Raw genomic sequence first — 20,777 nt, forward strand, 5'->3', positions numbered from 1 at the left:
TGCCTCAACGGGGCATCCCTCCTTCGGCCAGAGCCGCGTCCGACTCCGCGTAGAGCGCGGAGATCGCATCCAGCGCCTCCCGCAAACCGTGAGGACGCCCCATGCCCGCAGTCACGGCCCGCACGGACCATCCCGGGCCCGCGAGAAGGACCAGAGGGGTGGTCCTCGCCCCTTTGAGGCCGAACGCCGTCGTGGCCACCATCCGGGCCAGGACACCGTCCGCCGTCGACCGGGACTGTGACCACAGGACGACGGCCATCGGACCCGACCGGCTCACCGCCGCCAGCAGGGCTTCCGCGGGCACGGCAGCGCCGAACATCCGGGTCGGCAGCCCCCGTTCGGCCAGACCCGCGGCCAGCGCCTCCAGAGGCAGCGTGTGCTGCTCCCCGGGAAGGCAGGCCAGCACCACCGGCGCCGCGTGGGCCGACACCCGATGGCCAGTGACGGCCGCCCGCCGCAGCACCGTCGACACGTGCCACGACAGCAGGTGCTCCACCTCGACATACCGGTCGTTCGTGGACTCCCACTTGCGCCCCACCGCGTGCAAAGTCGGCGCCATCACCTCCTCCCACGCGGTCACCAGGCCGTGTGCCTCCATCGTCTGCTGCAGCAAGGTCTCCATGGCCGGACCGTCGAGCCGTACCGCGGCGCGTGCCAGCCCGCGGCACTCCTGCCGCACCTCACCCAGAGGCAGCCCGCCGCCCGGACCGCCCTGAAGGCGCCGCGTCAGGGCGCCCGGCGGCACGATCGCTTCCGCCGGCACGGGCAGCGAGGGTGGTTCGACGCGGACATCCGGGTCGGGCTGACGGCGCAGGGCCGCCGCGGCGCGGGCGGCCTCGGCCGGAGGGATACCGGATGAGGTGAGCCGGCACATCTCCTCGAGCATCGCGATGTCGCCGGGCATCCACCGCCGGTGCCTGCCGCCTTCCCGGACTTCCGGCCCGATGCCGTACCGCTGCTCCCAGGAGCGCACCGTGGTGGGTGATACCCCCAGGCGCCGTGCCACCGCGCCCGTCGTGACACCGAGGGCTCTTTCGGTCATGCCACCCATACTACGAAGCGAATTCGATGCGAGTCGGGACGCGGGAGACCACGGGAGTGCATCCGGGGAGCGGCCGCTACCGGAAGACTCTTTACCGAAGGCGGCCATTTACCGAGGAGGCGCCGATGATCCACGTGGTGCGCACCATGCTCGTTTCCCGCACGATGCGGGACGCCGCGGCCTACTTTGCGGACTTCGCGCACGCCGAGGAGTGGGATCCCGCGACCGTGTCCTGCGTACGCCTGGACCAGGGACCCGTGGGGCCGGGCTCGCGGTGGCGCAACGTCTCGCGCTTCCGCGGGCGCACCAGCGAACTGTCGTACCGGCTGGATGTCCGGGAGGTCGACCGGCTCGTGTTCACCGGCGAGAACGGCAGCGTCCTGGTTACGGACGACCTGCGGTTCACGCCTGTGTCCGCCGACTCGACACGCCTGACCTACAGTGCGACCTTCGGATTCAAGGGCATCGCCCGTCTTGCGGCTCCATTCCTGCGCAAAGAGGTCGATCGGCTTGCGGGCGACATCGCCGATGCCCTGCCCCGCGTCACGGCTCGCTGAATCCCCCTGCCGCCGGGCGGGTGGCCGCTCACTGCGGCGGGGAGCAGCGGCTACGTGTCGGCGGGCGGGTCGTTGGAGGGCAGCGGTGGCGTCGCCCACCGGATGACAGCGGTCACCGCGTGACCGCCGGGTCGCGCCAAGGGCAACAAGAGCCGACTGGTGAGGGGGAGTCCGAGCTGGGCTCTGGCCCACCGGGGCAGCAGATCTGCCGCCGCGGTCGCCAGAAGGGCGTACGGGATGCGTGCGGCGCCCGGCAACGGAGGGTGTGACAGCAGGTAGCCGGTGGTCGCCCGTGATTCCGCGGTGGGCCGGAGCTCCTCGCGGTATGCGCCGAGCCGGGTGCTCAGCTCCTCCCGGGTCTCCGGTGGCGTCTCGGCTCCGAGCCGTCGCGCGACGTACGCCATGTCGGCCACGTACCCGTCCTGTCCGGGGACGTCCAGGGGCCGGCGCCCGTAGCGCTGGTAGGCCCGCAGGAAGCACTCCGTCTCGGCGAGGTGGACCCAGGCGAGCAGATGCGGATCGCCGGCCCGGTATGCCACGCCGTCGGCCGTGACGCCCTTGATCCGCTCGTGCACGCCTCGTACCCGAAGAACGGCCTGCGCCGCGTCCTGGTCCGTTCCGAAGGTGGTGACGGCCAGGAAGGTGCTGGTGCGCTGGAGCCGGCCCCAGGGATCGCCCCTGAACCCGGAGTGCGCCCAGACGGCCGCCATGGCGACCGGATGCAGCGATTGCAGGAGCAGAGCCGCGAGCCCGCCGACGTACATCGAGGCATCCGCATGCACGAGGCGTATCGGGCGACCGGGCTCGAACCAGCGAGGTCCCGGAGCACCGTGGATACGCGCACGCCGCTGATGGGCTGCCGGACCTGCGACCCTGAGCAGCAGTTCCTCTCCCGCCCGGGCCTGGAGCCTGGTGGAGACTGCCCGAGGCCGCAGCATGCGCCCAGCATCTCTCGTTTCGGCTCGTCCCGCAGGCCTTCCCTGCACGGCACCCGGGGGCTCGACCCTCCCGGGAGCTCCGCGGCCCGGTGCGGGTCGCCGTCGCCGTATCACCGCGACCTGTGGTGATCTCGCCCCCGGTCCTCCCTCACGCGCGGCCGGCCCGATCCTGCGCCTGGTCCTTGAGGTCCTCAGGGGATCCGGTCTGGGACGGCACCGCGGTCAGGAACGGACGCGACGGGGTGCGGCGGCGCCCTGCCCAGGCGGCGACGGGTTCGGTGTAGCGGGCGGTGAGCGGGCCGATCACCACGAGGATGAGCACGTACGCGGTGGCGAGCGGGCCCATGGCGGGTTCGATGCCGGCGGTGACGGCGAGGCCGGCGATGACGATGGAGAACTCGCCGCGGGCCACCAGCGTGCCGCCTGCCCGCCAGCGGCCCTTGACCCCGATCCCGGCCCGCTTCGCCGCCCAGTAGCCGGTGGCGATCTTCGTTCCCGCGGTGACAGCGGCGAGGGCGAGCGCGGGCAGCAGGACGGGCGGGATGCTCGCGGGGTCGGTGTGCAGGCCGAAGAAGACGAAGAACACGGCCGCGAACAGGTCCCGCAGCGGGCTGAGCAGGGTGTGGGTGCCCTCGGCGACCTCACCGGAGAGGGCGATGCCGACGAGGAACGCGCCGACCGCGGCGGACACCTGGAGCTGCTGTGCGATGCCGGCGACGAGCAGGGTCAGGCCGAGGACGACGAGGAGCAGCTTCTCCGGGTCGTCGCTGGAGACGAAGCGGGAGATGTGCCGTCCGTAGCGGACCGCGACGAACAGGACCGCTCCGGCGACGCCGAGGGCGATGGCCAGGGTCGCACTGCCGGCGGCGAGACTCACGCCGGCGAGGAGGGCGGTGATGATCGGCAGGTAGACGGCCATGGCGAGGTCTTCGAGCACCAGGATGGACAGGATGACGGGGGTCTCCCGGTTGCCGACACGGCCGAGGTCGCCCATCACCTTGGCGATGACCCCGGAGGACGAGATCCAGGTGACCCCTGCCAGGACCACGGCGGCGACCGGACCCCACCCCATCAAGAGCGCGGCCACGGCCCCGGGGACGGCATTGAGGGTGAAGTCGACCAGCCCCGCCGGGTATTGGGTCTTGAGGTTGGAGACCAGGTCGCTGGCCGTGTACTCCAGCCCCAGCATCAGCAGGAGCAGGATGACGCCGATCTCGGCGCCGATCGCGACGAACTCCTCGCTCGCCCCCATCGGCAGCAGTCCGCCGGTGCCGAAGGCGAGGCCGGCCAGCAGGTAGAGCGGTATCGGGGAGAAGTGGAAGCGGCCGGCCAGTCTGCCCAGCAGACCCAGGCCGAGGATGATCGCACCGAACTCGATCAGGAACACGGCGGAGTGCACGGGCGTCTCACTCCCGTCCGAGTATGGAGGCTGCCGCGTCGACGCCCTCGCGGGTGCCGATCACGATGAGGGTGTCCCCGCCGGCGAGCCGGAAGTCCGGCGCCGGCGAGGGACGGGCCTCCGCCCGGCGCAGCACGGCCACGATCGAAACGCCGGTCTCCGTACGCATCCGGGTCTCCCCCAGCAGCCGGCCGTTCCAGTACGAGTGCCCCGACAGCTCGATCCGCTCGGCCACCAGGCCCAGGTCGGTGGTGTGCAGCACGTTGGGACTGTGGTGGGCCGGCATCAGCGCGTCGATCAGCGAGGCCGTCTCCGCACCCGTCAGGCGCAGCGACTGCGCGCAGGCGTCGGGGTCGTCGGCCCGGTAGAGGTTCACCGTCCGGGTGCCGTCCCGGTGCGCGACCACGGACAGGTGACGGTGTTCGCGGGTGGTGAGGTCGTACTGGACCCCGATGCCGGGCAGTGGCGTGGTGCTCATCCGTGGAGCAGGCACAGCTGTCCCCCTCGTGTTCGCTTTCGTTCGCTTTCGTACGTGACGCCGCTGCGGCGGAAGTTCGGTCTCGGGCAGGAGAAGGGCCGCTCGGCGGGCCCATCGTGCCACTTTTCGCGTGTCCGAAATATGGGTGTCGACACGGATGGACAGCAGCCTTCACCGGCGTGAGGATGGGGCGGGGAAGTGGTTTCCGCTGCAGGTCACAGCACCTGATCAGCTGGAGGATGGGCGGCCGGGCGGCCGGCCGTGGAGGATGCTGGGGGACCGGCTGGAAAGGCGTGTGGCCGTGTCGTTGTACTGGCGGATCTTCCTGATGAACGCGGGCGTTCTGGCCGCCGTGGTGGCCTTGCTGCTGGGCCCCGTCACCGTCTCCACGCCGGTCCTGTTCGGGGAGGCGCTCGTGCTGCTCGGCGGGCTGGCCGCGATGCTGGTCGTCAACGCGGTCCTCCTGAAGGTCGGCCTGGCCCCGCTCGCCCGTCTGAACCGGGCCATGGCCACCGCCGACCTCCTCAAGCCCGCCACCCGCCCGACGGTCAGCGGCGGCGGGGAGGTGGCCGGACTCACCCGGACCTTCAACGCGATGCTGGACCGGCTCGAAGCCGAGCGGGCCACCAGCAGCGGCCGGGTGCTCACCGCGCTGGAGGCCGAACGCAAGCGCATCGCCCAGGAGCTCCACGACGAGATCGGCCAGACCCTCACGGCTGTTCTCCTCCAGCTCAAGCATGCCGCCGACCGTGCCCCCGAACCGGTCCGTACCGACCTGCACCAGGCCCAGGAGACGACCCGCGCCAGCCTGGACGAGATCCGCAGAATCGCCCGCCGCCTGCGCCCCGGTGTCCTGGAGGAACTGGGCCTGCTCAGTGCGCTGCGCTCCCTGGCCGGCGAGTTCACCACCCCGCGCCTGGGCGTCACCGCCCACATCACGCCCGGGCTGCCCCACCTGGACCCGGCCGCCGAGCTCGTCCTCTACCGCATCGCGCAGGAAGGCCTGACCAACGCCGCCCGCCACTCCGGCGCCACCCGCGTCGAGGTCCACCTGCGTCCCCTGCCCCGCGGCGGCGTCGGCCTGCTGGTCCGCGACAACGGACACGGCCTCGGAGAGGCGCCCGAGGGCGCCGGCATCCGCGGGATGCGCGAGCGCTCCCTGCTCATCGGCGCCGAACTCGACGTCGGTGCCGGTCCGCACGGCGGCACCGAGGTCCGACTCGCGATCACCGACACCACCGACACCACGAGGGCCACCCGATGACCCGGCCCGGCCCCAGACCCGCCCGCGTCCTCCTCGCCGACGACCACACCCTCGTACGCCGGGGCGTACGCCTCATACTCGACGCCGAACCCGACCTGACCGTCGTCGCCGAAGCCGCAGACGGAGCCGAGGCCGTCGCCCAGGCCCGCAGCCTCGACGTCGACCTCGCCGTCCTCGACATCGCCATGCCCCGACGGACCGGCCTGCAAGCCGCCCGCGAACTCGCCCGCAGCAGACCGGGCCTGCGCATACTCATGCTCACCATGTACGACAACGAGCAGTACTTCTTCGAAGCCCTGCGCGCCGGAGCCTCCGGCTACGTCCTCAAATCCGTCGCCGACCGCGACCTCGTCGAAGCCTGCCGCGCCGCACTGCGCGACGAACCGTTCATCTACCCCGGCGCGGAAACCACCCTCATCCGCACCTACCTCGACCGCGCCCGCACCGGCGGCCCGATCCCGGAGCGGCCCATCACCGAACGCGAGGAGGAGATCCTCAAACTCGTCGCCGAGGGCCACACCTCCAAGGAGATCGGCGACCTCCTCGTCATCAGCCCCAAGACCGTAGAGCGACACCGCGCCAACCTGCTCCAGAAACTCGGCCTGCGCGACCGCCTCGAACTCACCCGCTACGCCATCCGTGTCGGCCTGATCGAGCCCTAGCCGCAGGCGCAGTCGCAGGCGCAGGCGCTCATCGCCGGGAGCGGGAGGTGGTGAGGTGTTCCTGGAGTTCTCGATGACGGAACTGCCAGGCCGGTCCCGCTCTGCGGAGCAGGCCGCACTGCAGGCAGTGTTCGAGGAACCGCCCGAGCCTCCAGGGAAGGCGGCCCCGTACGCACAGAAGGAACGCGCAGTAGCGCAACCAGGCCCGCCCGGCGAGCCAAGGGCGGGGATCGAACGAGCCCGGGGCCGCCGACACGGGCCCCGAGAACTCCCAGGGTTTGGGTGAGATCGTGAGCCATACCCCGATGACGACCGCTGCGGCGAGGCAGGCCACCGGGGCGGCGCCGAGAACGATCCACAGCGTGGTGCCGACGGCGAACATGATCGTGAAAGCCCGGATCAGGACGACCGCGAGGTCGTCCCGGAGTGGCCGCCGAGGATCGGCGACGGGCTCGTCCCGATCCGTCGGGAGCCCCAACGCGAGCGCCATCGTGTGCTCTTCCTCGGACCGTACCGCGAATTTGAGCACGGCCAGCAACCCGGCAACCACCCCCCACGCGACTGCCAACTCGACCCGCTTCCCCACCCCGTGGTTCAGCATCGCCGCGGAGTAGAATCCGGCGCCGGCGCCGAACAGGACCCACCCGGGAAACAGGAGGAAGCGGGTGTGGGCAGCACGCAGGCGGGCGGAGAGGATGCGCCTCGGCTGCGGAGCTTCCTCCCACAAATCGGCGGCACTGTTCAAGGCGATCATGATGCCCAGGGAAATCAGCGGCACGAAGGCCACCATGCATGCCTGAAGCAGAGGCACGTGCCGCTGCAGGAAGAAGGCCACCACGGCGGCCGGAACAGCGAGTCCCCCGACGGCCGACCAAAGCAGTGCGCGCTCGGCGCGCCCGACCCTGTCCCGGCCGGCCAGGAGCCACAGGTCGTGCAGAACGATGTCGGTGGAGGACAACGCGCGCCCGTCGATGCTGCGGCCTCCGGCGTTGGCGTTGGCGTTGGCGTTGGCGTTGGCGTTGGCGTTGGCGTGGAGATGGTCGGCCAGGAGTCCCAGGTACCGGGTCGTCTGGGCGGCTCCGGCGATGGACCGGCCACCCCCGTCGGCATGGACTTTGAGCGCGGCGTGGATGTAGTGATCGAGAAGGTGGCGATCGAGGGTGCCGTCCTTCGCGTGGACCAGCAGGGCCTCGGGGTCCCGCCCCGTGCCGGGGTGGTAGACGGTGGCGGCCAGGGCCAGGCGCCAGGGCGTGTCCAGGGCGCGTTCCAGAGCGGCCTTCTCCAGACCGCCCAGGCGTGCGACGGTTGCCTCGCATCCAGGCTCGCGGGCGAGGGTGGTCAGCACTCGCCTCCACAGATCCCTGCCGCGTGGCGTGTAGGCGACCCGGGTCTTGAGGTACGCGTGGGCCTGGTCACTGCCGACCCGGTCGAGGGTCAGCAGTGCGACGGTACGGACCGGGGCGTCGGCGCTCAATGCCTCGTACTGCGGCCGACGGCAGGTCAGCACCACCGGCGCTGCCTTTGTGTCCTCCTGGTACCTGTTGACCTCCGCCATCAGAGCCGCGGCACGGGGGGCGACCCCGTGGGCGCTGTCCTGATCCATCTCGTCCACACCGTCGATGACCGGCAGCACCGAGTACGAATCCAGCAGCAGCCTGATCTCCGAGCGCGACCGGTTCCAGTCCCGGTCCAGCTGTTCGGCGAGCCAGTCCCTGATCGTTCCCCCGGGCCAGGACGAAGCGGACAACCGGACGGGAACCTTGACCTCCTGACCTTCTGTCCTGGCGCGTGCCAGCCCGATGGCCAGGATCAGGGCGATCACGGTCTTGCCCGTACCCGCGTCCTCGGACACCCCCGCGGCGGAGGACGCCGGCCCCGTGATGACCAGTCGTCCCGGCTCCAGGCCCCGGTAGAAGGCGATCACGTCCTCCATGCGCCGCCCGAGCACGGTGCCCGACGCATCTTCCGTCGCGTGCGTCCGAACCTGATCCAGGATCTCAGTGGTGAAGCGCAGGTCGATGATTCCATGGATGTCCCGGCCCACGAGTTGGTTGAATTCCTCCGCCTCGGCGTGCAGCACCGACCTCGCCAGCGATTGGGCAACGGCCTGTTGTGCGGACTGCTGTACGGACACCCGGTACTCGACGGATATCCGGCCGATCCCGCTGATGGCCGTACCGCCGTCGGCCGCGTCGGCGTTCCCGCTCCGGTACACGATGAACACCGGCCCGAAGGGGAATCTCCTCGCCGGGCGTGACATCTTTCGCTCTTCTCGCACAGCGGGCCCTCCTTCGGGACTCCCCGTCGTGTCCCAGTCGTCCGAACACGCCACCGCACCTGCTTCGGCGACCGGCGACGTCCGCCGTCAGGACCCTCTACGGCCCGTGCTTCCGGCATCGTCCCAAACCAGGGCATGGGCGGAGGCATGAAGCACCAAAGAGCTTCACCCACCCGCCCGGCGAAGCCAGACAAGGCGGCCCACGCCCTGCCCGATGTCCCGGCACCTGAAGCCGGCACACGGCCACCCACCGCCCGCCGGCCACACCCCGTCAGCGAGGCCGGTGCGGGGCCGGGGGCTCGCCCGCGCCGGGTGCTCATCGCTGCGGGCCGCGGGCAAGGCGGGCACGGCGGGCGGTGGCGAGGTCGAGCACACCGATGGCGGTCCGGGGCGGGCTGTCGAGGTCGACGGCGTGACGGCGCAGCATCGCGACGAGGCGGCGGCCGACGGACGGGGCTTGGGCGGGGATGCCCCGGTCAAGGGCGGCGTCGAGCATGCCGGCGAGTTCGCGGGTGTGGTGGGCGAGGGCCTCGGCGGCGAGCCGGGCGGCTTCGGCGGGGCGGTGTCGGCGGGTGAGCAGTTGCGTGAGGGTGGCGAACGCCTGCCCGGGCAGGGCTACGAGGAGTTGCCCGGGCTCGAGCTCGTCGGCGAGGCGGCGCAGCATGGCGGCGGCGGTGGCGCGCGGGAGGTTCGAGCGGACGTCGGCGGGGCCCTGGTTCGGAAGGGTGACGATCAGGCGGTGAGTGTCGAGGGAAGCGAGGGTGACGCCGTCGGGGGTGACGACGTCGGGTGTGCGGGTCATGGGGGCAGGACTCCTTGTCCGGGTCGGGTGGTGCTCACACACACGGCCAACGGCGAGGGGCGAGGGGCGAGGAGCCAAGGGCACCTGTGAGCTGTTGCGGGGCCGATGGGTCGTGTGCGGGGTGGATGCGATGCGGAACGCGGCGGCTGCGGCACCCCGGGGCGGGCCCTGAGCACGCCCTCGTAATTTCCTCACACATGGAAACTAATTTCAACGTATGCTGAAACTCTCGCCGAGGGGAAGCCCCTCTTGCAACCGTTACGGAAGGTGATGCGGCGTGACCGGTCGAGGCCCTCGGGGTGAACGCGGAGAGCAGGCTGACAAGATCGTCGCCGCCGCCCGCAGATCCTTCGCCACACGCGGTTACGCCGCGACCTCACTCCGGTCGGTCGCCCAGGAGGCCGGCGTCGACCCCGGCCTGGTGAACTACTACTTCCGCACCAAGATCGGACTGCTCGAAGAGGTGATGCAACCCCCCGAGGCGTTCGGCGCCGCCGTGGCCGCCGCCGCCGAACAGCCCATGGACCGCCGGGGGCACGCCTTCGTACAGGCCACCTTGAACTTGTGGGAGGACCCCGTCACCGCCGAGACGCTGCGCTCCATCATCCTCACCGCCGCCCAGGAACCCGCCGCCCTGCAACGCCTGCGGCAGCTGTTCTCCGAACTCGTGCTCGCCGTCGTCTCCCACAGCCTGCCCGATACCGAACGCAACCTGCGGGCCAGCCTCATCGCCACCCAGATCGTCGGCATGGTCATGAACCGCTACATCTGGCAGGTCGGCACCATCGCCACCCTCCCCGGCCCCTCCGTCGCCGACCTCATCGCCCCCACCATCCAGCACTACCTCACCGACCCCCTGCCCGCCACGCCCTGACCGCGGGCGGTCCTGCGGCGATGGCGCAGCCGTGAGCGACATCCTCCGTTCGGCTCAGCGGTGGTTTGGGCAGCCCGGCGGCGGGCAGCCGCGCGTGCATGGCGGAGCTTGGGGATCACTCGGGAAATCGGGGCACGGGGACAGGTACGGGTACGGGTACGGGTACGGCGGCGGGGACAGGTACGGAGACGGTCACCACCAAGGTGCCGGCGAGACTGGACCGGCTGCCGTGGTCACGGTGGCACTGGATGATCGTGGTCGGCCTGGGCACCGTGTGGATCCTCGACGGCCTTGAGGTCACGATCGTCGGCAACATCGCCGGGCGCCTCACCGAGGACGGCAGCGGCCTGTCCGTCACCGACGCCCAGGTGACCGGTGTCGCTGCCGCCCTCTACGTGGCCGGGGCATGCTCGGGGGCGCTGTTCTTCGGCCGACTGACCGACCTCTACGGCCGCAAGAGGCTCTTCCTCGTCACCCTCGGCGTCTACCTCGCGGCGACCGCCTTGACCGCGTTGTCCTTCTCGGCCTGGTGGTTCTTCCTCTTCCGCTTCCTCACCGGATTCGGCATCGGCGGCGAGTACGCGGCCATCAACTCCGCGATCGACGAGCTGATCCCGAGCAAGTACCGGGGGCGGGTCGACCTGATCATCAACGGCAGCTTCTGGCTCGGGGCGGTCGCCGGGTCCCTGCTGTCCGTACTCGCCCTGGACACCGACGTGTTCCCGGCGTGGCTGGGATGGCGGCTGGCCTTCGCCCTCGGCGTGGTCCTGGGGCTGGTGATCCTGCTGGTCCGCCGACACGTACCCGAGAGCCCCCGCTGGCTGCTCATCCACGGCAGAGACCGTGAAGCCGAGGACCTGGTCACGGACGTCGAACGGCGGGTGGAGTCGGAGACGGGCGAGCGGCTGCCCGAGCCCGAGGAAGCGATCACCATCACCCAGCGGCTCAGCATCGGCTTCGGCCTGATCGCCCGGACCGTCTTCCGCTCGTACCCGCGGCGCGCCGTGCTCGGCCTCTCGCTCTTCATCGGTCAGGCGTTCCTCTACAACGCGATCACCTTCGGATTCGGCACGATCCTGATCCGCTTCTTCGACGTCTCCAGCGGCGTCACCGGCTACTACTTCGCCGTCATCGCGTTCGGCAACTTCCTCGGGCCGCTGCTCCTCGGCCGGTTCTTCGACACCGTCGGCCGCCGTCCGATGATCGCGGGTACGTACATCCTGTCGGGGATGCTGCTGTTCGGCACCGCGTGGCTCTTCGGGGCGGGCAAGCTGACCGCGCTCACCATGACCGCCTGCTGGTGCGTCGTACTGTTCTTCGCTTCGGCGGGGGCGAGTTCGGCGTACCTGACGGTGAGCGAGATCTTCCCGATGGAGACCCGGGCCATGGCGATCGCGTTCTTCTACGCCATCGGCACCGCGGCCGGCGGCATCTCGGGCCCGCTGGTCTTCGCCGAACTGACGTCGAGCGGTGTTCCTGCCGACACCGTCCTCGCCTTCTGCATCGGGGCCGGGCTGATGGTCGCTGCGGGACTGGTCGCGGTCTTCTTCGCGGTGGCCGCCGAGGGGCGTTCACTGGAGCGGATCGCGACCCCGCTGTCCGTGCGGACCGACAGCTCCTGAGCAGCTTCGACCCGGCTCGAAAGTCCCTCGCCCTGACCGGGTCGCCGGTCTCGGTCCCGCCCCACCGGTCGGGGGCGCGGGGTGTACCTGGGTACACCCCCCTCGGCACCCACGTCCAAGGACGGCGCGGCGCCGCACCGGCAGAGTCGTCACAGACCGGCGCGACGGAGGCGCCGGACGCGATCGACGGGGAGGCCGGGCACCATGCCGGACGGGGTACGGGTACAGGTACGGATGGGGATGCGGAGTCGGGGACGGGTGCCGACGAGGTGGGCGGCGGAAACCGGGGTCTTCGTCACGGTCGCCTTTGTGGGAGCGGGGATCTGGGGAGCCGTCCAGCCCGTGACGGGGATCCCTCCCGAGGTGGTGCAACTGACCCAGTTCGGGCCCGCGCTGGCCGTCGCGGCCGTGGCGCTGCTGTGGCCCGGCCGGATCCGGGACCGGCTCAGAGGCGCCCTGCCCGTACGGGGCGGCGGACCGGCCGCGCGCGCCGAGCGGATCCCGGCCGGCCGCCGTACGGCGCTCCTGCTCACGCCCGTCCTCATCACCGCGCTCTGCGCGGGCGGCGGCGCCCTGGCGTCGCCGGGCGGCCTGTCCTTGACCAGCCCCTGGGCGCTGGAGAACCCCTTCGCGCTGGTCGTGGCCGCACAACTGGCCGGAGCCTGCGGTGAGGAGATCGGCTGGCGCTGCTACCTCCAGCCGCTGCTGCGCACCCGCTTCGGCCCCCTCGCGACCTCCTGTCTGGTGGGCGTCGTCTGGGGGCTGTGGCACGTACCGGTCCTCGCTCAGGCACCGGCGTACGCGGCCGGATTCCTGCTGGGCGCCGTCGCGTTGTCCGTCGTCCTCGGACTGGCCCTGGAACAGGTGGGCAGCAACCGGCTGTTGCTCGCGGGTACCTTCCACGCGCTGGTGAACCTCGGGATGCTGCTGGTGGCGGACGAGGAGTCCGGGGCGGTGCTGCCCATGGTGCTGTTCGGCGCCGCCTGCCTGGCCGCGGTGCTCCCTTGGCTCGCCGCCGCGGCGGCCCGCCGGACGCCGACACACCCCGATATGATCAACGGGGCGGCGCACGGGGCGCGCTGACGTGAGGGAACCACGGGTGGGCATGGCGCAGCGGGTGGGCAGCCGGCATGACGGGGCGGGTCCCGGCATCCGGGGTGCCGTCCGGGGCGCCCTGGTGGATCTCGGTCGCTGCCAGTTGCTCTCGCTCGCCGCGTTCGCCGTGCTCGGGACGGGCGGCCTCGTGGTGTGCGCGCTGCTCCTGCTGCCCCTCGGGGTCGGCTTCCCGCTGCTCCCGCCCGCCGCGGCGGCGCTGCGGCGCCTGTCCGACCGCTACCGCGACTGGGCCGCCCGCTGGACGGGGACCTCGATCAGCCCTCCGGAGCCGCTCCCGGACGCTGCGTTGCCGCGCGGCCCCATCGCTGCGCCCGTGCCGGGACACCGGTGGCGCCGGGCCCTCGCCGTGCTCGGCGACGAGGGGTTCTGGCACGACCTGCGCTGGGCCTGGGGCGAACCGTGGACGGGTGCGCTGCTCGTCGCCGTGCCCCTGCTGTTCGTCGAGTACGGCGTCTTCGGCGCGCTCGTGCAGCCCTTCGTCTGGCGGCTCCTGGGCGACGGCAACTGGTACGCCTTCGTCCTGGTCGACTCCACCCTCTCGATGCTGGCGGCGCTCCTGCTCGGCCTCGGGCTCATCGTCGCGGGCCTGCGTCTGGCTCCTGCCGTTCTGCGCCTGCACGCCCGCTGGAGTGCGCGGTTGCTGGCGGCCCCGTACACGACCGAACTCCGCCGCCGCATCGAGCACCTCGCCGACAGCCGTGCCGAGGTCCTCGACGTCCAGGCCGCCGAACTGCGGCGCATCGAACGGGACTTGCACGACGGCGCGCAGGCCCGGCTGGTCGCCCTGGGGATGACCCTGGACGAGGCCACGCGGCTCCTCGACACCGACCTCCCGGCCGCTCGCGCGCTGCTGCGCGAGGTGCGCGCCACCTCCCAGCGGGCGCTCCAGGACCTCAGGGAGCTGGTCCACGGAGTCCTGCCGCCCGTCCTCGCCGACCGGGGACTCGGCGACGCCGTGCGCTCGCTGGCCCTGGACAGTCATCTCGACGTCCACGTCGAGGCCGACCTGCCCGGTCGGCTGCCCGCGCCCGTGGAGTCCGCGGGCTACTTCGCCGTCGCGGAGCTGCTCGCCAACGCCGCCAAGCACTCCGGCGCCCCCGAGGTCCGCATCCGCCTGACCCACGCGGACGGCGTGCTGCGGGTCACGGTCGCCGACGACGGCCGCGGCGGCGCGGACCCCGGCGGGAGCGGGCTGCGGGGCGTCCGGCGCCGGCTGGACCCCTTCGACGCAACCTTCGTCCTGCACAGCCCGCGGGGCGGACCGACCACCGCGACCTTGGAGATACCGTGCGCGTCGTCCTCGCCGAAGACCTCTTCCTCCTCCGGGACGGGCTGACGCGCACCCTCCGGGAGCACGGCTTCGAGGTGGTCGCCGCCGTCGACAACGGCCCCGCCCTGCTGCGCACGCTCCTGGAGGAGGAGCCGGACGTGGCCGTGGTCGACATCCGGCTGCCGCCCACCTTCACCGACGAGGGCCTCCAGGCGGCCCTGGAAGCTCGCCGGGTCCGCCCGGCGCTGCCGGTCCTCGTGCTCTCCCAGTACGTGGACCAGCTCTACGCGCACGAACTGCTGGCCGGGGGCCGGGGAGCCATCGGGTACCTGCTCAAGGACCGGGTGACGCACACCGCCCAGTTCGTCGACGCGGTCCGAACCGTCGCCGCGGGCGGCACCGTGATGGACCCGCAGGTCATCGCCCGGCTGCTGGCCCGCGGCGACGCGCGCGGCACCACGTCGGAGCTGACGCCGCGCGAGCTGGACGTACTGGGCCTGATGGCCGAGGGCCGCTCCAACGCGGCCGTCGCGCAGGCCCTGTTCATCAGCGAGAGCGCGGTCGCCAAACACACCGCGGCCATCTTCACGAAGCTGCGGATCGAACCGTCCGCGGACGACAACCGCCGGGTGCTGGCCGTACTGGCCTACCTGAAGCGGTAGGTCGACAGGGCAGGCGGGCCCAGCGTGCGGCCCGGGTCCCGGGTCCCGGGTCTCTTCCAAGATCGATTGTCAGTGGCGGATGGGAGGATCGAAGTATCGAGTCGGAAACAGGGGGAGCCACCATGTCCGGAAAGCAGAACTACATCAATCACGTCGCTCTCGTGCTGGACGCCAGTTCGTCCATGTCGCACCTGAGCAACAAGGTGGTCGAAGTCGCCGATCAGCAGATCGCTTATCTGGCCCGCCGGTCACAGGAACTGGACCAGGAAACCCGTGTGACGGTGTACGTCTTCGCGGACAAGGTCGAATGCGTCATCTACGACAAGGACGTGCTGCGCATGCCGTCCTTGAAGCAGCTGTACCGGGCGGGGGGAATGACGGCTCTGCTCGCGGCCACGCTGAAGTCGCAGCGGGAGCTGGCGCAGACGGCCCAGCTCTACGGCGACCACAGCTTCCTCACGTTCGTCCTGACCGATGGGCAGGAGAACGCGAGTCACCGTGGCCCGGACGCCCCGTCCCGCAGCCCTCGTGACCTGGTACAGGCCGTGGCCACGATGATCGAAACGCAGCAGGACAACTGGACGCTGGCCGTCCTCGTGCCGGACCAGATAGGCAAGCGCGAGGCCATGCAGTGCGGCTTCCCGAAGGACAACATCGCCATCTGGGACGCAACGAGCACGCAGGGCCTGGAGGAAGCCGGCCAGGTCATCCTGAAGGCCACCGAAAACTTCATGATGGGCCGCACCAAGGGCATCCGGGGATCGAAGGCGGTGTTCTCCACGGGTGCCGATGCGGTCAACAAGGAAACCATCGCGGCGGTCGGTCTCACCCCGGTCGATCCGTCGCAATACCAGCTGATTCCCGTGGCTCGCGATGCGGCGATCCGGGAATGGGTCATCGAGTGCGGGCAGGAATACCGGACCGGTTGTGCTTTCTACCAGCTGAGCAAGTCGGAAAAGATTCAGGCCCGGAAGCAGATCGCGGTGCTGGAGAAGAAGACGGACCAGGTGTATACGGGACCGGAGGCCCGGGCCCTGCTCGGCCTGCCCGATACGGAGGTCCGCGTCAAGCCTGACCACAACGACGACTTCACCATCTTCGTGCAGAGCACCAGCGTGAACCGGAAGCTGGTGTCGAACACGCGGCTGCTGGTCATGGTCTGACGCCCGATCACGAACCGCAGGCTGGGCCGGGGGCCGCCGGTCGTCTGGCAGGCCCTGACATACCGAAGGGTTACGCTCCGTCGCGGACGAAGCGGGCGGCAGCCTCATGTATCAGGGCCTCCGCCGCGTCGCGGGCACCCACCCGTCGCTCCTCCAGTGCCTCGCGGGTACGGCGCCCTGACACTCGGACCCGACATGCCGCGACAGCTGCTCGCGTCAGCGGATGTCGTGGTCGGGGTGGGTCTGGTCGTACGCCTGCCGTGCCTCGGCGATGACGACACGATGTGCGAGGGACCAGTCCGCGAGGGCTTTGACCAGGTGGGTCAGACCGGCCCCGGTCCCGGTCAGGCGGTAGTCGACCTTGGCCGGGACGGTCGGGTACACGGTGCGCAGCACGAGGCCGTCCCGTTCGAGCCTGCGTACGGTCAGGGTGAGCATGCGCTGGGAGATGCCGTCGATGGCGCGCTGGAGTTCACGGAAGCGGCGTGGCCCGCCGGCGAGCTCGACGATCACGAGCACCGACCACTTGTCCCCGATGCGATCCAGGACATCGCGGATGCCGCAGTCGGGGTGGTCCTCGCGCCCACACGGGTCGAGGTCGGCGGGGGTGGTGGTTACCTCGGTGTGCCTCAGTGACATCGAACTGCCTTCTTGTGGCCGGTGAGCGTGCGGTCGAGGATCAAGCGTAGTTACTGATGAGAACCACGACGGAAGACTGCGATCGATCATGATTTTGGTGACCGGAGCCAACGGCAACCTCGGCTCGACCACTCTTGCGGCGCTGCACGCCCGTGGCGCCGCTGCGATGGGCGGCAGCCGCACGCCGGGCGAGGGGATCCGGCGTCTCGACTTCGACGACCACAGGCGCCTCGACCTCGCCGGTGTGTCGACTCTGGTACTCGTCTCCGCCGGCTATGCCGAGGACGACCAGGTCGTCGCCCGGCACACAGCGGTCCTGGACGCCGCCGTGAACGACGGCGTCGGCCACGTCGTCTACACGAGCCTGACCACTGCGGGCGATCATCTCGGTTTCGCTCTGGCACACCGTGCGACCGAGCGCCTGGTGCGGGCGAGCGGGTTGCCGTGGACGATCCTGCGCAACGGCCTGTACGCCGAACTCTTCGGCGGTCTGCTGATGTGGACCGGTCACGGCGTGGAGTCCGCCTTCGGGGATGGCGCCTTGGCCGCGGTCTCGCGAGAGGACCTGGCCGAGGCCGCGGCGGCGGTGGCGTCGAATCCCGCACCTCATCGCGGGCGGGTGTACGACCTCGTCGGCACGCCGATCACGGCGGCGCAGGTGGCCGACGAACTCGGCGTCACGCATCGCCCCATCACCCTCGGTGAGTACCGGCGCCGACTCCTTGACGAGACGGCGGGGCTGCTGCCGTTCCAACCGCCGATGCTCGCCTCGATAGCCACAGGCATCCGGCACGGCTTCCTGGCAGGTACCGGATCCGACCTCACCGACCTCCTTGGCCGGGCAGCTCGCGATCCGCTGGCCGCGGCCGCTGCGGCCGCGTCCGTTGCAAGGCCGGAGGCGAGCGAGGAGCGGCGACAGCGCAGCGCGCTCACGGGCTGAGGCTCGCAGCCGCGATTACCTGTAGGAAGGCCTGCCCTCGGCGTCAGGGGTGTGGCTCCAGACGAACAGCGCCGTTGGGGTGCCGGCCGGCGGTACGGCACGCACTCCTCCGTGACCTCGGCGATGTCGACCACCGGATCGCCGGACGGACCGAACACGCGTCAGTGTCTGCGAGCCGGCCGAATCGGGGAGCTAGCGGATGACGGGCAGAACGAGGTGGGAGGGGTGGTCGGCGTCGTGGTGGATCAGGTCGCGGCCCGCCTTGTGTCCGTAGTAGTGGTGGAACAGGCCGTCGGCGACCGCCGAGTCACCATTGGCGATCTCCAGGCGGATCCGGCTGCCCTTGGGGAAGAGATAGGAGGTCGGCCAGATCTCGATCTCGTAGCGGACGACCGCTCCCGGCTCGATCGGCTGGGGCGGTCGGGTGCGGTGGGATGCCTTCAGCCAGCCGCGGGTGACCATGGCGGACGGCGGCGGCACGTTCTTCGCAACCTTGCGCATGAGGGCCTCCCTGAGCTTGGGCACGGCCTTCTGCTCGGAGATCTTGACGTGGAAGTCGGTGTCGGTTTGGTCGGACTCCGCGTACAGCACCAGGGTGATCTTCCCGGTGACCTCGGTGTCGTGTTCCAGGGGCGCGGTGGTGAAGGTGAGGATTCCCCGGGTGGGTTGTGGGATGCCGTCGGTGATCACGGTGGTGCCCACCGTCCACTCGGGGTTGGGGTAGTCGTAGGCGGTCGCCGTTCCTTCCGGTGGGCTGGGCGGGGTGGTGGCAAGGCTGCCGTCGTTGAGTGAGAGGACGGCGTGCGCGGGTTCCGGGTCCAGGTAGAGGGTGACCGGCACGGCACGCCGGGGCGGCCATTCGGACTCCTCCCGCAGTGGGCGCCCGGAGTTGGCGACCTGGATACGGACCGCTGGGCCGTCCATGACGCCGTTGTCGACGCCCTTGAGCCAGTGGTCGTACCAGGGGCGGATGTGGGTGTCGAGGAAATCGGGCTGGTAGTAGCGCTCGTGGCTGTCGGTGCCGTCGAGTACGACGAGTCGCCTGTCGGTGCCCTTGAGCCGTTCGTAGCCGTCGAGCTGACCGCGCAGGTGCAGGCCGATGCTGTACCACCAGGCGATGTTCAGCACCGGGACGTCGATGTCCTCCACCTTCACCGCCCGCTGTTCCCACCAGTCGTCGAAGACGGGCCGGTCCAGGGTCATGCCGACCGGGTCGGCGGTGCCGCCGGGCCGGGGCGGAGTGCTGCCGCCGATCGTGGCGCCGGCGCGGAGCTGGTCGGTCGACCAGAAGTTGAGGAACCCCATGGAGTAGACCCCGCCGTGGTAGACGGCGTCGTGGTAAAGGTTCGTGAATCCGCTGTAGATCAGCGCGCAGGTCAGGTGCGGCGGGCGCTGCGCGGCGGCCAGCCACTGGTTCACGCTGTAGGCGCTCTCCCCGATCATCGACACTTTGCCGGTCGACCAAGGCCGGGAGGCGATCCACTCGATGGTGTCGTAGAAGTCGCGCTGCTCGGCGGGGCCGAACAGCTCGAACCGCCCCTCGGACTTGCCGGTGCCCCGCTGATCGCCGACCACGACGGCATAGCCGTGGCCGATCCAGTAGTCGAGGGGTCCGGTCTCGATGAACCGGTACATCGACACCGCCGGCAGGTGCAGCAGGTCCTTCTGGTACGGCGCCACGGCGTACAGCGCCGGAAACGGCCCGTCCCCGTCAGGCAGGTACACATCAGTGCAGATCCGGACGCCGTCTGACGCGGTGATCCACTCGTTCTTGATCGTTCGCATGACCAACTCCTAATTTCCTCACGCGTGGAAACTAATTTCAACATATGCGGAAACTCTCACCGAGGGGAAGCCTCCCCTTGCAATCATTACGGAGGGTGATGCCGCCCGGCGGGCGGGCGGACGCGGTCTCGGCCCGGCACCGGCCATGCAGGCCGCGGGGCGGTGGGCTCCTGGTGGTCCGCGCGGGCGCGGGGGCGCATGGCGGGCTGCGCCCATGGCCGTGGGGGCGACCCCTCGCCACCAAGGACACCAGCCCCGACGGCTGGGCGGTCGAGGCGGAGCCGAGCACCGGCCGCGTCGCCTCCACGCGCGGCCACAAAGGGCTCTACATCACGGTCGCTTCCGGCAACCCGTCCGAGGGGCATCCGTACAAGCTGCGCGAGTGCATCGTGAAGAACAGCGAGCGCAAGTGGACGCCTTGGCACGCCGCCTGAGCAACAGTGGGGATCGCGGAGCCATTCGCAGTCTTGAAAGAGTGGCTGGGACGGGCGCCCTGCTGAGACCATGCACCGGTGAACTCAGGACTCCCCGCCGGATGGACGATCGATCGTGTGCGCGCTCTTTCCGGAGACCAAAGCGCTGCCACGCTCTCCGTCGATCGGCTCGTGGTCGTCGAGTTGCCCGGGCAGGACGACTACGAGTCGCTCCGACCCGATGTGATCCTCGCGTTCCACGAGTTGTGCCTCGCGAGGGACGGCGGCGAGTGGTACATGGGGCAGCTCGACGATGACGGCTCGGTGATCTGCTGGTCCTCCTACGGATCGGACCTGGCCGAGGCCATCCGCGGTCTGTGAACGACTCCCGGCAGAACACAGCCCCGCCCTGCGCATGCTCCTCGACGAGATCAAGGCGAGTCACCCACCGCTCGCACCCTTGGATGCCAGCGGCGGATACCCGGACGTCATCGGCGGAGGCTCACGGGGCAGGGCGACACGGACATCACGAAAACCGCGCGTCCCAGTAGCACTCGCTGTCCGCCCTCGGCCCGATCATCAGGCATCCGATGTTGAGATGCGGTGGCGTTTTCAGGGAACACCGCAGCTGGTCGCTCCGCCGGGGCAGGTGACGCTGTCGTTGGACATCGAGCCCACGATCATCAGCACCAGGACGATGAGAGCCAGGATGATCACGGGTACGTTGTCGGCAGCCCAACTGCTCTGCTGGCGTGGAGGTTTCGGGGCACTGGGCTGTGGGTTCGCGTCATCGCGTGCCGACTCGCCACCCGGCTCGTCGTGCCCCCCTGTCGCCACCGCGCCACCCGCCGTCGTTGCCCCTTTAACGATGAC

General features: G+C 70.5%; 20 protein-coding genes. 12 read left to right on the plus strand and 8 right to left on the minus strand.

What is annotated here, in order from left to right; translation table 11 throughout:
- Positions 1-4: 4 nt before the first annotated feature.
- On the minus strand, positions 5-1,051 hold the full coding sequence (locus tag ACFYZS_RS25725) for a MerR family transcriptional regulator (RefSeq protein WP_389017261.1): 1,047 nt from the start codon (positions 1,049-1,051) through the stop codon (positions 5-7).
- 116 nt (positions 1,052-1,167) lie between these two features.
- Here ACFYZS_RS25725 and ACFYZS_RS25730 point away from each other — a divergent pair, with 116 nt between their 5' ends.
- Positions 1,168-1,599: an SRPBCC family protein gene (locus tag ACFYZS_RS25730; RefSeq protein ID WP_389016963.1), complete on the plus strand. Its 432-nt coding sequence runs from the start codon at positions 1,168-1,170 to the stop codon at positions 1,597-1,599.
- Between the two features lie 50 nt (positions 1,600-1,649).
- On the opposite strand, the gene ACFYZS_RS25735 is transcribed toward ACFYZS_RS25730, so the two are convergent.
- The 3 genes from ACFYZS_RS25735 to ACFYZS_RS25745 form a co-directional block, all read right to left on the minus strand.
- A complete protein-coding gene (locus tag ACFYZS_RS25735) occupies positions 1,650-2,381 on the minus strand; it encodes an oxygenase MpaB family protein (RefSeq protein ID WP_389016966.1) in 732 nt (243 codons plus the stop codon).
- Between the two features lie 304 nt (positions 2,382-2,685).
- A complete protein-coding gene (locus tag ACFYZS_RS25740) occupies positions 2,686-3,936 on the minus strand; it encodes a cation:proton antiporter (RefSeq protein WP_389016969.1) in 1,251 nt (416 codons plus the stop codon).
- Positions 3,937-3,943: 7 nt separating this feature from the next.
- On the minus strand, positions 3,944-4,414 hold the full coding sequence (locus tag ACFYZS_RS25745) for a cation:proton antiporter regulatory subunit (RefSeq protein ID WP_389016971.1): 471 nt from the start codon (positions 4,412-4,414) through the stop codon (positions 3,944-3,946).
- Between the two features lie 301 nt (positions 4,415-4,715).
- On the opposite strand from ACFYZS_RS25745, the gene ACFYZS_RS25750 reads away from it, so the two are divergent.
- Complete coding sequence (locus ACFYZS_RS25750) at positions 4,716-5,678, plus strand: HAMP domain-containing sensor histidine kinase (RefSeq protein WP_389016974.1); 963 nt, start codon at positions 4,716-4,718, stop codon at positions 5,676-5,678.
- Positions 5,675-6,340 carry a response regulator gene (locus ACFYZS_RS25755; RefSeq protein ID WP_389016977.1) on the plus strand — a complete coding sequence of 222 codons (666 nt, stop codon included), beginning with the start codon at positions 5,675-5,677 and terminating at the stop codon, positions 6,338-6,340. Before ACFYZS_RS25750 ends, ACFYZS_RS25755 begins: the two co-directional genes overlap by 4 nt.
- A gap of 28 nt (positions 6,341-6,368) precedes the next feature.
- On the opposite strand, the gene ACFYZS_RS25760 is transcribed toward ACFYZS_RS25755, so the two are convergent.
- Positions 6,369-8,600, minus strand: a complete 2,232-nt coding sequence (locus tag ACFYZS_RS25760) for a hypothetical protein (RefSeq protein WP_389016980.1) — start codon at positions 8,598-8,600, stop codon at positions 6,369-6,371.
- Positions 8,601-8,934: 334 nt separating this feature from the next.
- A complete protein-coding gene (locus ACFYZS_RS25765; RefSeq protein ID WP_389016983.1) occupies positions 8,935-9,420 on the minus strand; it encodes a hypothetical protein in 486 nt (161 codons plus the stop codon).
- A 277-nt stretch (positions 9,421-9,697) separates the two neighbouring features.
- On the opposite strand from ACFYZS_RS25765, the gene ACFYZS_RS25770 reads away from it, so the two are divergent.
- The 6 genes from ACFYZS_RS25770 to ACFYZS_RS25795 all read left to right on the plus strand — a co-directional run bounded on the left by ACFYZS_RS25770 (position 9,698) and on the right by ACFYZS_RS25795 (position 16,127).
- The gene (locus tag ACFYZS_RS25770) at positions 9,698-10,294 is read left to right on the plus strand and encodes a TetR family transcriptional regulator (RefSeq protein ID WP_389016986.1); all 597 of its coding nucleotides are present in this window, start codon (positions 9,698-9,700) and stop codon (positions 10,292-10,294) included.
- 98 nt (positions 10,295-10,392) lie between these two features.
- Positions 10,393-11,916, plus strand: a complete 1,524-nt coding sequence (locus ACFYZS_RS25775) for an MFS transporter (RefSeq protein ID WP_389016989.1) — start codon at positions 10,393-10,395, stop codon at positions 11,914-11,916.
- 342 nt (positions 11,917-12,258) lie between these two features.
- Complete coding sequence (locus ACFYZS_RS25780; protein ID WP_389016992.1) at positions 12,259-12,999, plus strand: CPBP family intramembrane glutamic endopeptidase; 741 nt, start codon at positions 12,259-12,261, stop codon at positions 12,997-12,999.
- Positions 13,000-13,021: 22 nt separating this feature from the next.
- Positions 13,022-14,368 carry a histidine kinase gene (locus ACFYZS_RS25785; RefSeq protein WP_389017264.1) on the plus strand — a complete coding sequence of 449 codons (1,347 nt, stop codon included), beginning with the start codon at positions 13,022-13,024 and terminating at the stop codon, positions 14,366-14,368.
- Positions 14,320-14,964 (plus strand): response regulator, encoded by a 645-nt coding sequence (locus ACFYZS_RS25790; protein WP_389016995.1) that lies wholly within the window; start codon positions 14,320-14,322, stop codon positions 14,962-14,964. Before ACFYZS_RS25785 ends, ACFYZS_RS25790 begins: the two co-directional genes overlap by 49 nt.
- 122 nt (positions 14,965-15,086) lie before the next feature.
- Positions 15,087-16,127 (plus strand): vWA domain-containing protein, encoded by a 1,041-nt coding sequence (locus tag ACFYZS_RS25795; protein WP_389016998.1) that lies wholly within the window; start codon positions 15,087-15,089, stop codon positions 16,125-16,127.
- Positions 16,128-16,343: 216 nt separating this feature from the next.
- Here the strand turns inward: ACFYZS_RS25795 and ACFYZS_RS25800 are convergent, their stop codons facing one another.
- The gene (locus tag ACFYZS_RS25800) at positions 16,344-16,766 is read right to left on the minus strand and encodes a winged helix-turn-helix transcriptional regulator (protein ID WP_389017001.1); all 423 of its coding nucleotides are present in this window, start codon (positions 16,764-16,766) and stop codon (positions 16,344-16,346) included.
- An 88-nt stretch (positions 16,767-16,854) separates the two neighbouring features.
- On the opposite strand from ACFYZS_RS25800, the gene ACFYZS_RS25805 reads away from it, so the two are divergent.
- Positions 16,855-17,706 carry an NAD(P)H-binding protein gene (locus tag ACFYZS_RS25805; RefSeq protein WP_389017004.1) on the plus strand — a complete coding sequence of 284 codons (852 nt, stop codon included), beginning with the start codon at positions 16,855-16,857 and terminating at the stop codon, positions 17,704-17,706.
- A 192-nt stretch (positions 17,707-17,898) separates the two neighbouring features.
- Here ACFYZS_RS25805 and ACFYZS_RS25810 read toward each other — a convergent pair whose 3' ends face one another.
- Positions 17,899-19,491 carry a CocE/NonD family hydrolase gene (locus ACFYZS_RS25810; protein WP_389017007.1) on the minus strand — a complete coding sequence of 531 codons (1,593 nt, stop codon included), beginning with the start codon at positions 19,489-19,491 and terminating at the stop codon, positions 17,899-17,901.
- 173 nt (positions 19,492-19,664) lie between these two features.
- On the opposite strand from ACFYZS_RS25810, the gene ACFYZS_RS25815 reads away from it, so the two are divergent.
- Together ACFYZS_RS25815 and ACFYZS_RS25820 are read left to right on the plus strand one after the other, a co-directional pair.
- Positions 19,665-19,925, plus strand: coding sequence for a hypothetical protein (locus ACFYZS_RS25815; RefSeq protein WP_389017010.1), 261 nt, complete (start codon positions 19,665-19,667; stop codon positions 19,923-19,925).
- A gap of 117 nt (positions 19,926-20,042) precedes the next feature.
- Positions 20,043-20,285 (plus strand): hypothetical protein, encoded by a 243-nt coding sequence (locus ACFYZS_RS25820; RefSeq protein ID WP_389017013.1) that lies wholly within the window; start codon positions 20,043-20,045, stop codon positions 20,283-20,285.
- Positions 20,286-20,777: the final 492 nt, after the last annotated feature.

This window comes from Streptomyces sp. NPDC001903, assembly GCF_042891345.1.
Lineage (GTDB): Bacteria > Actinomycetota > Actinomycetes > Streptomycetales > Streptomycetaceae > Streptomyces.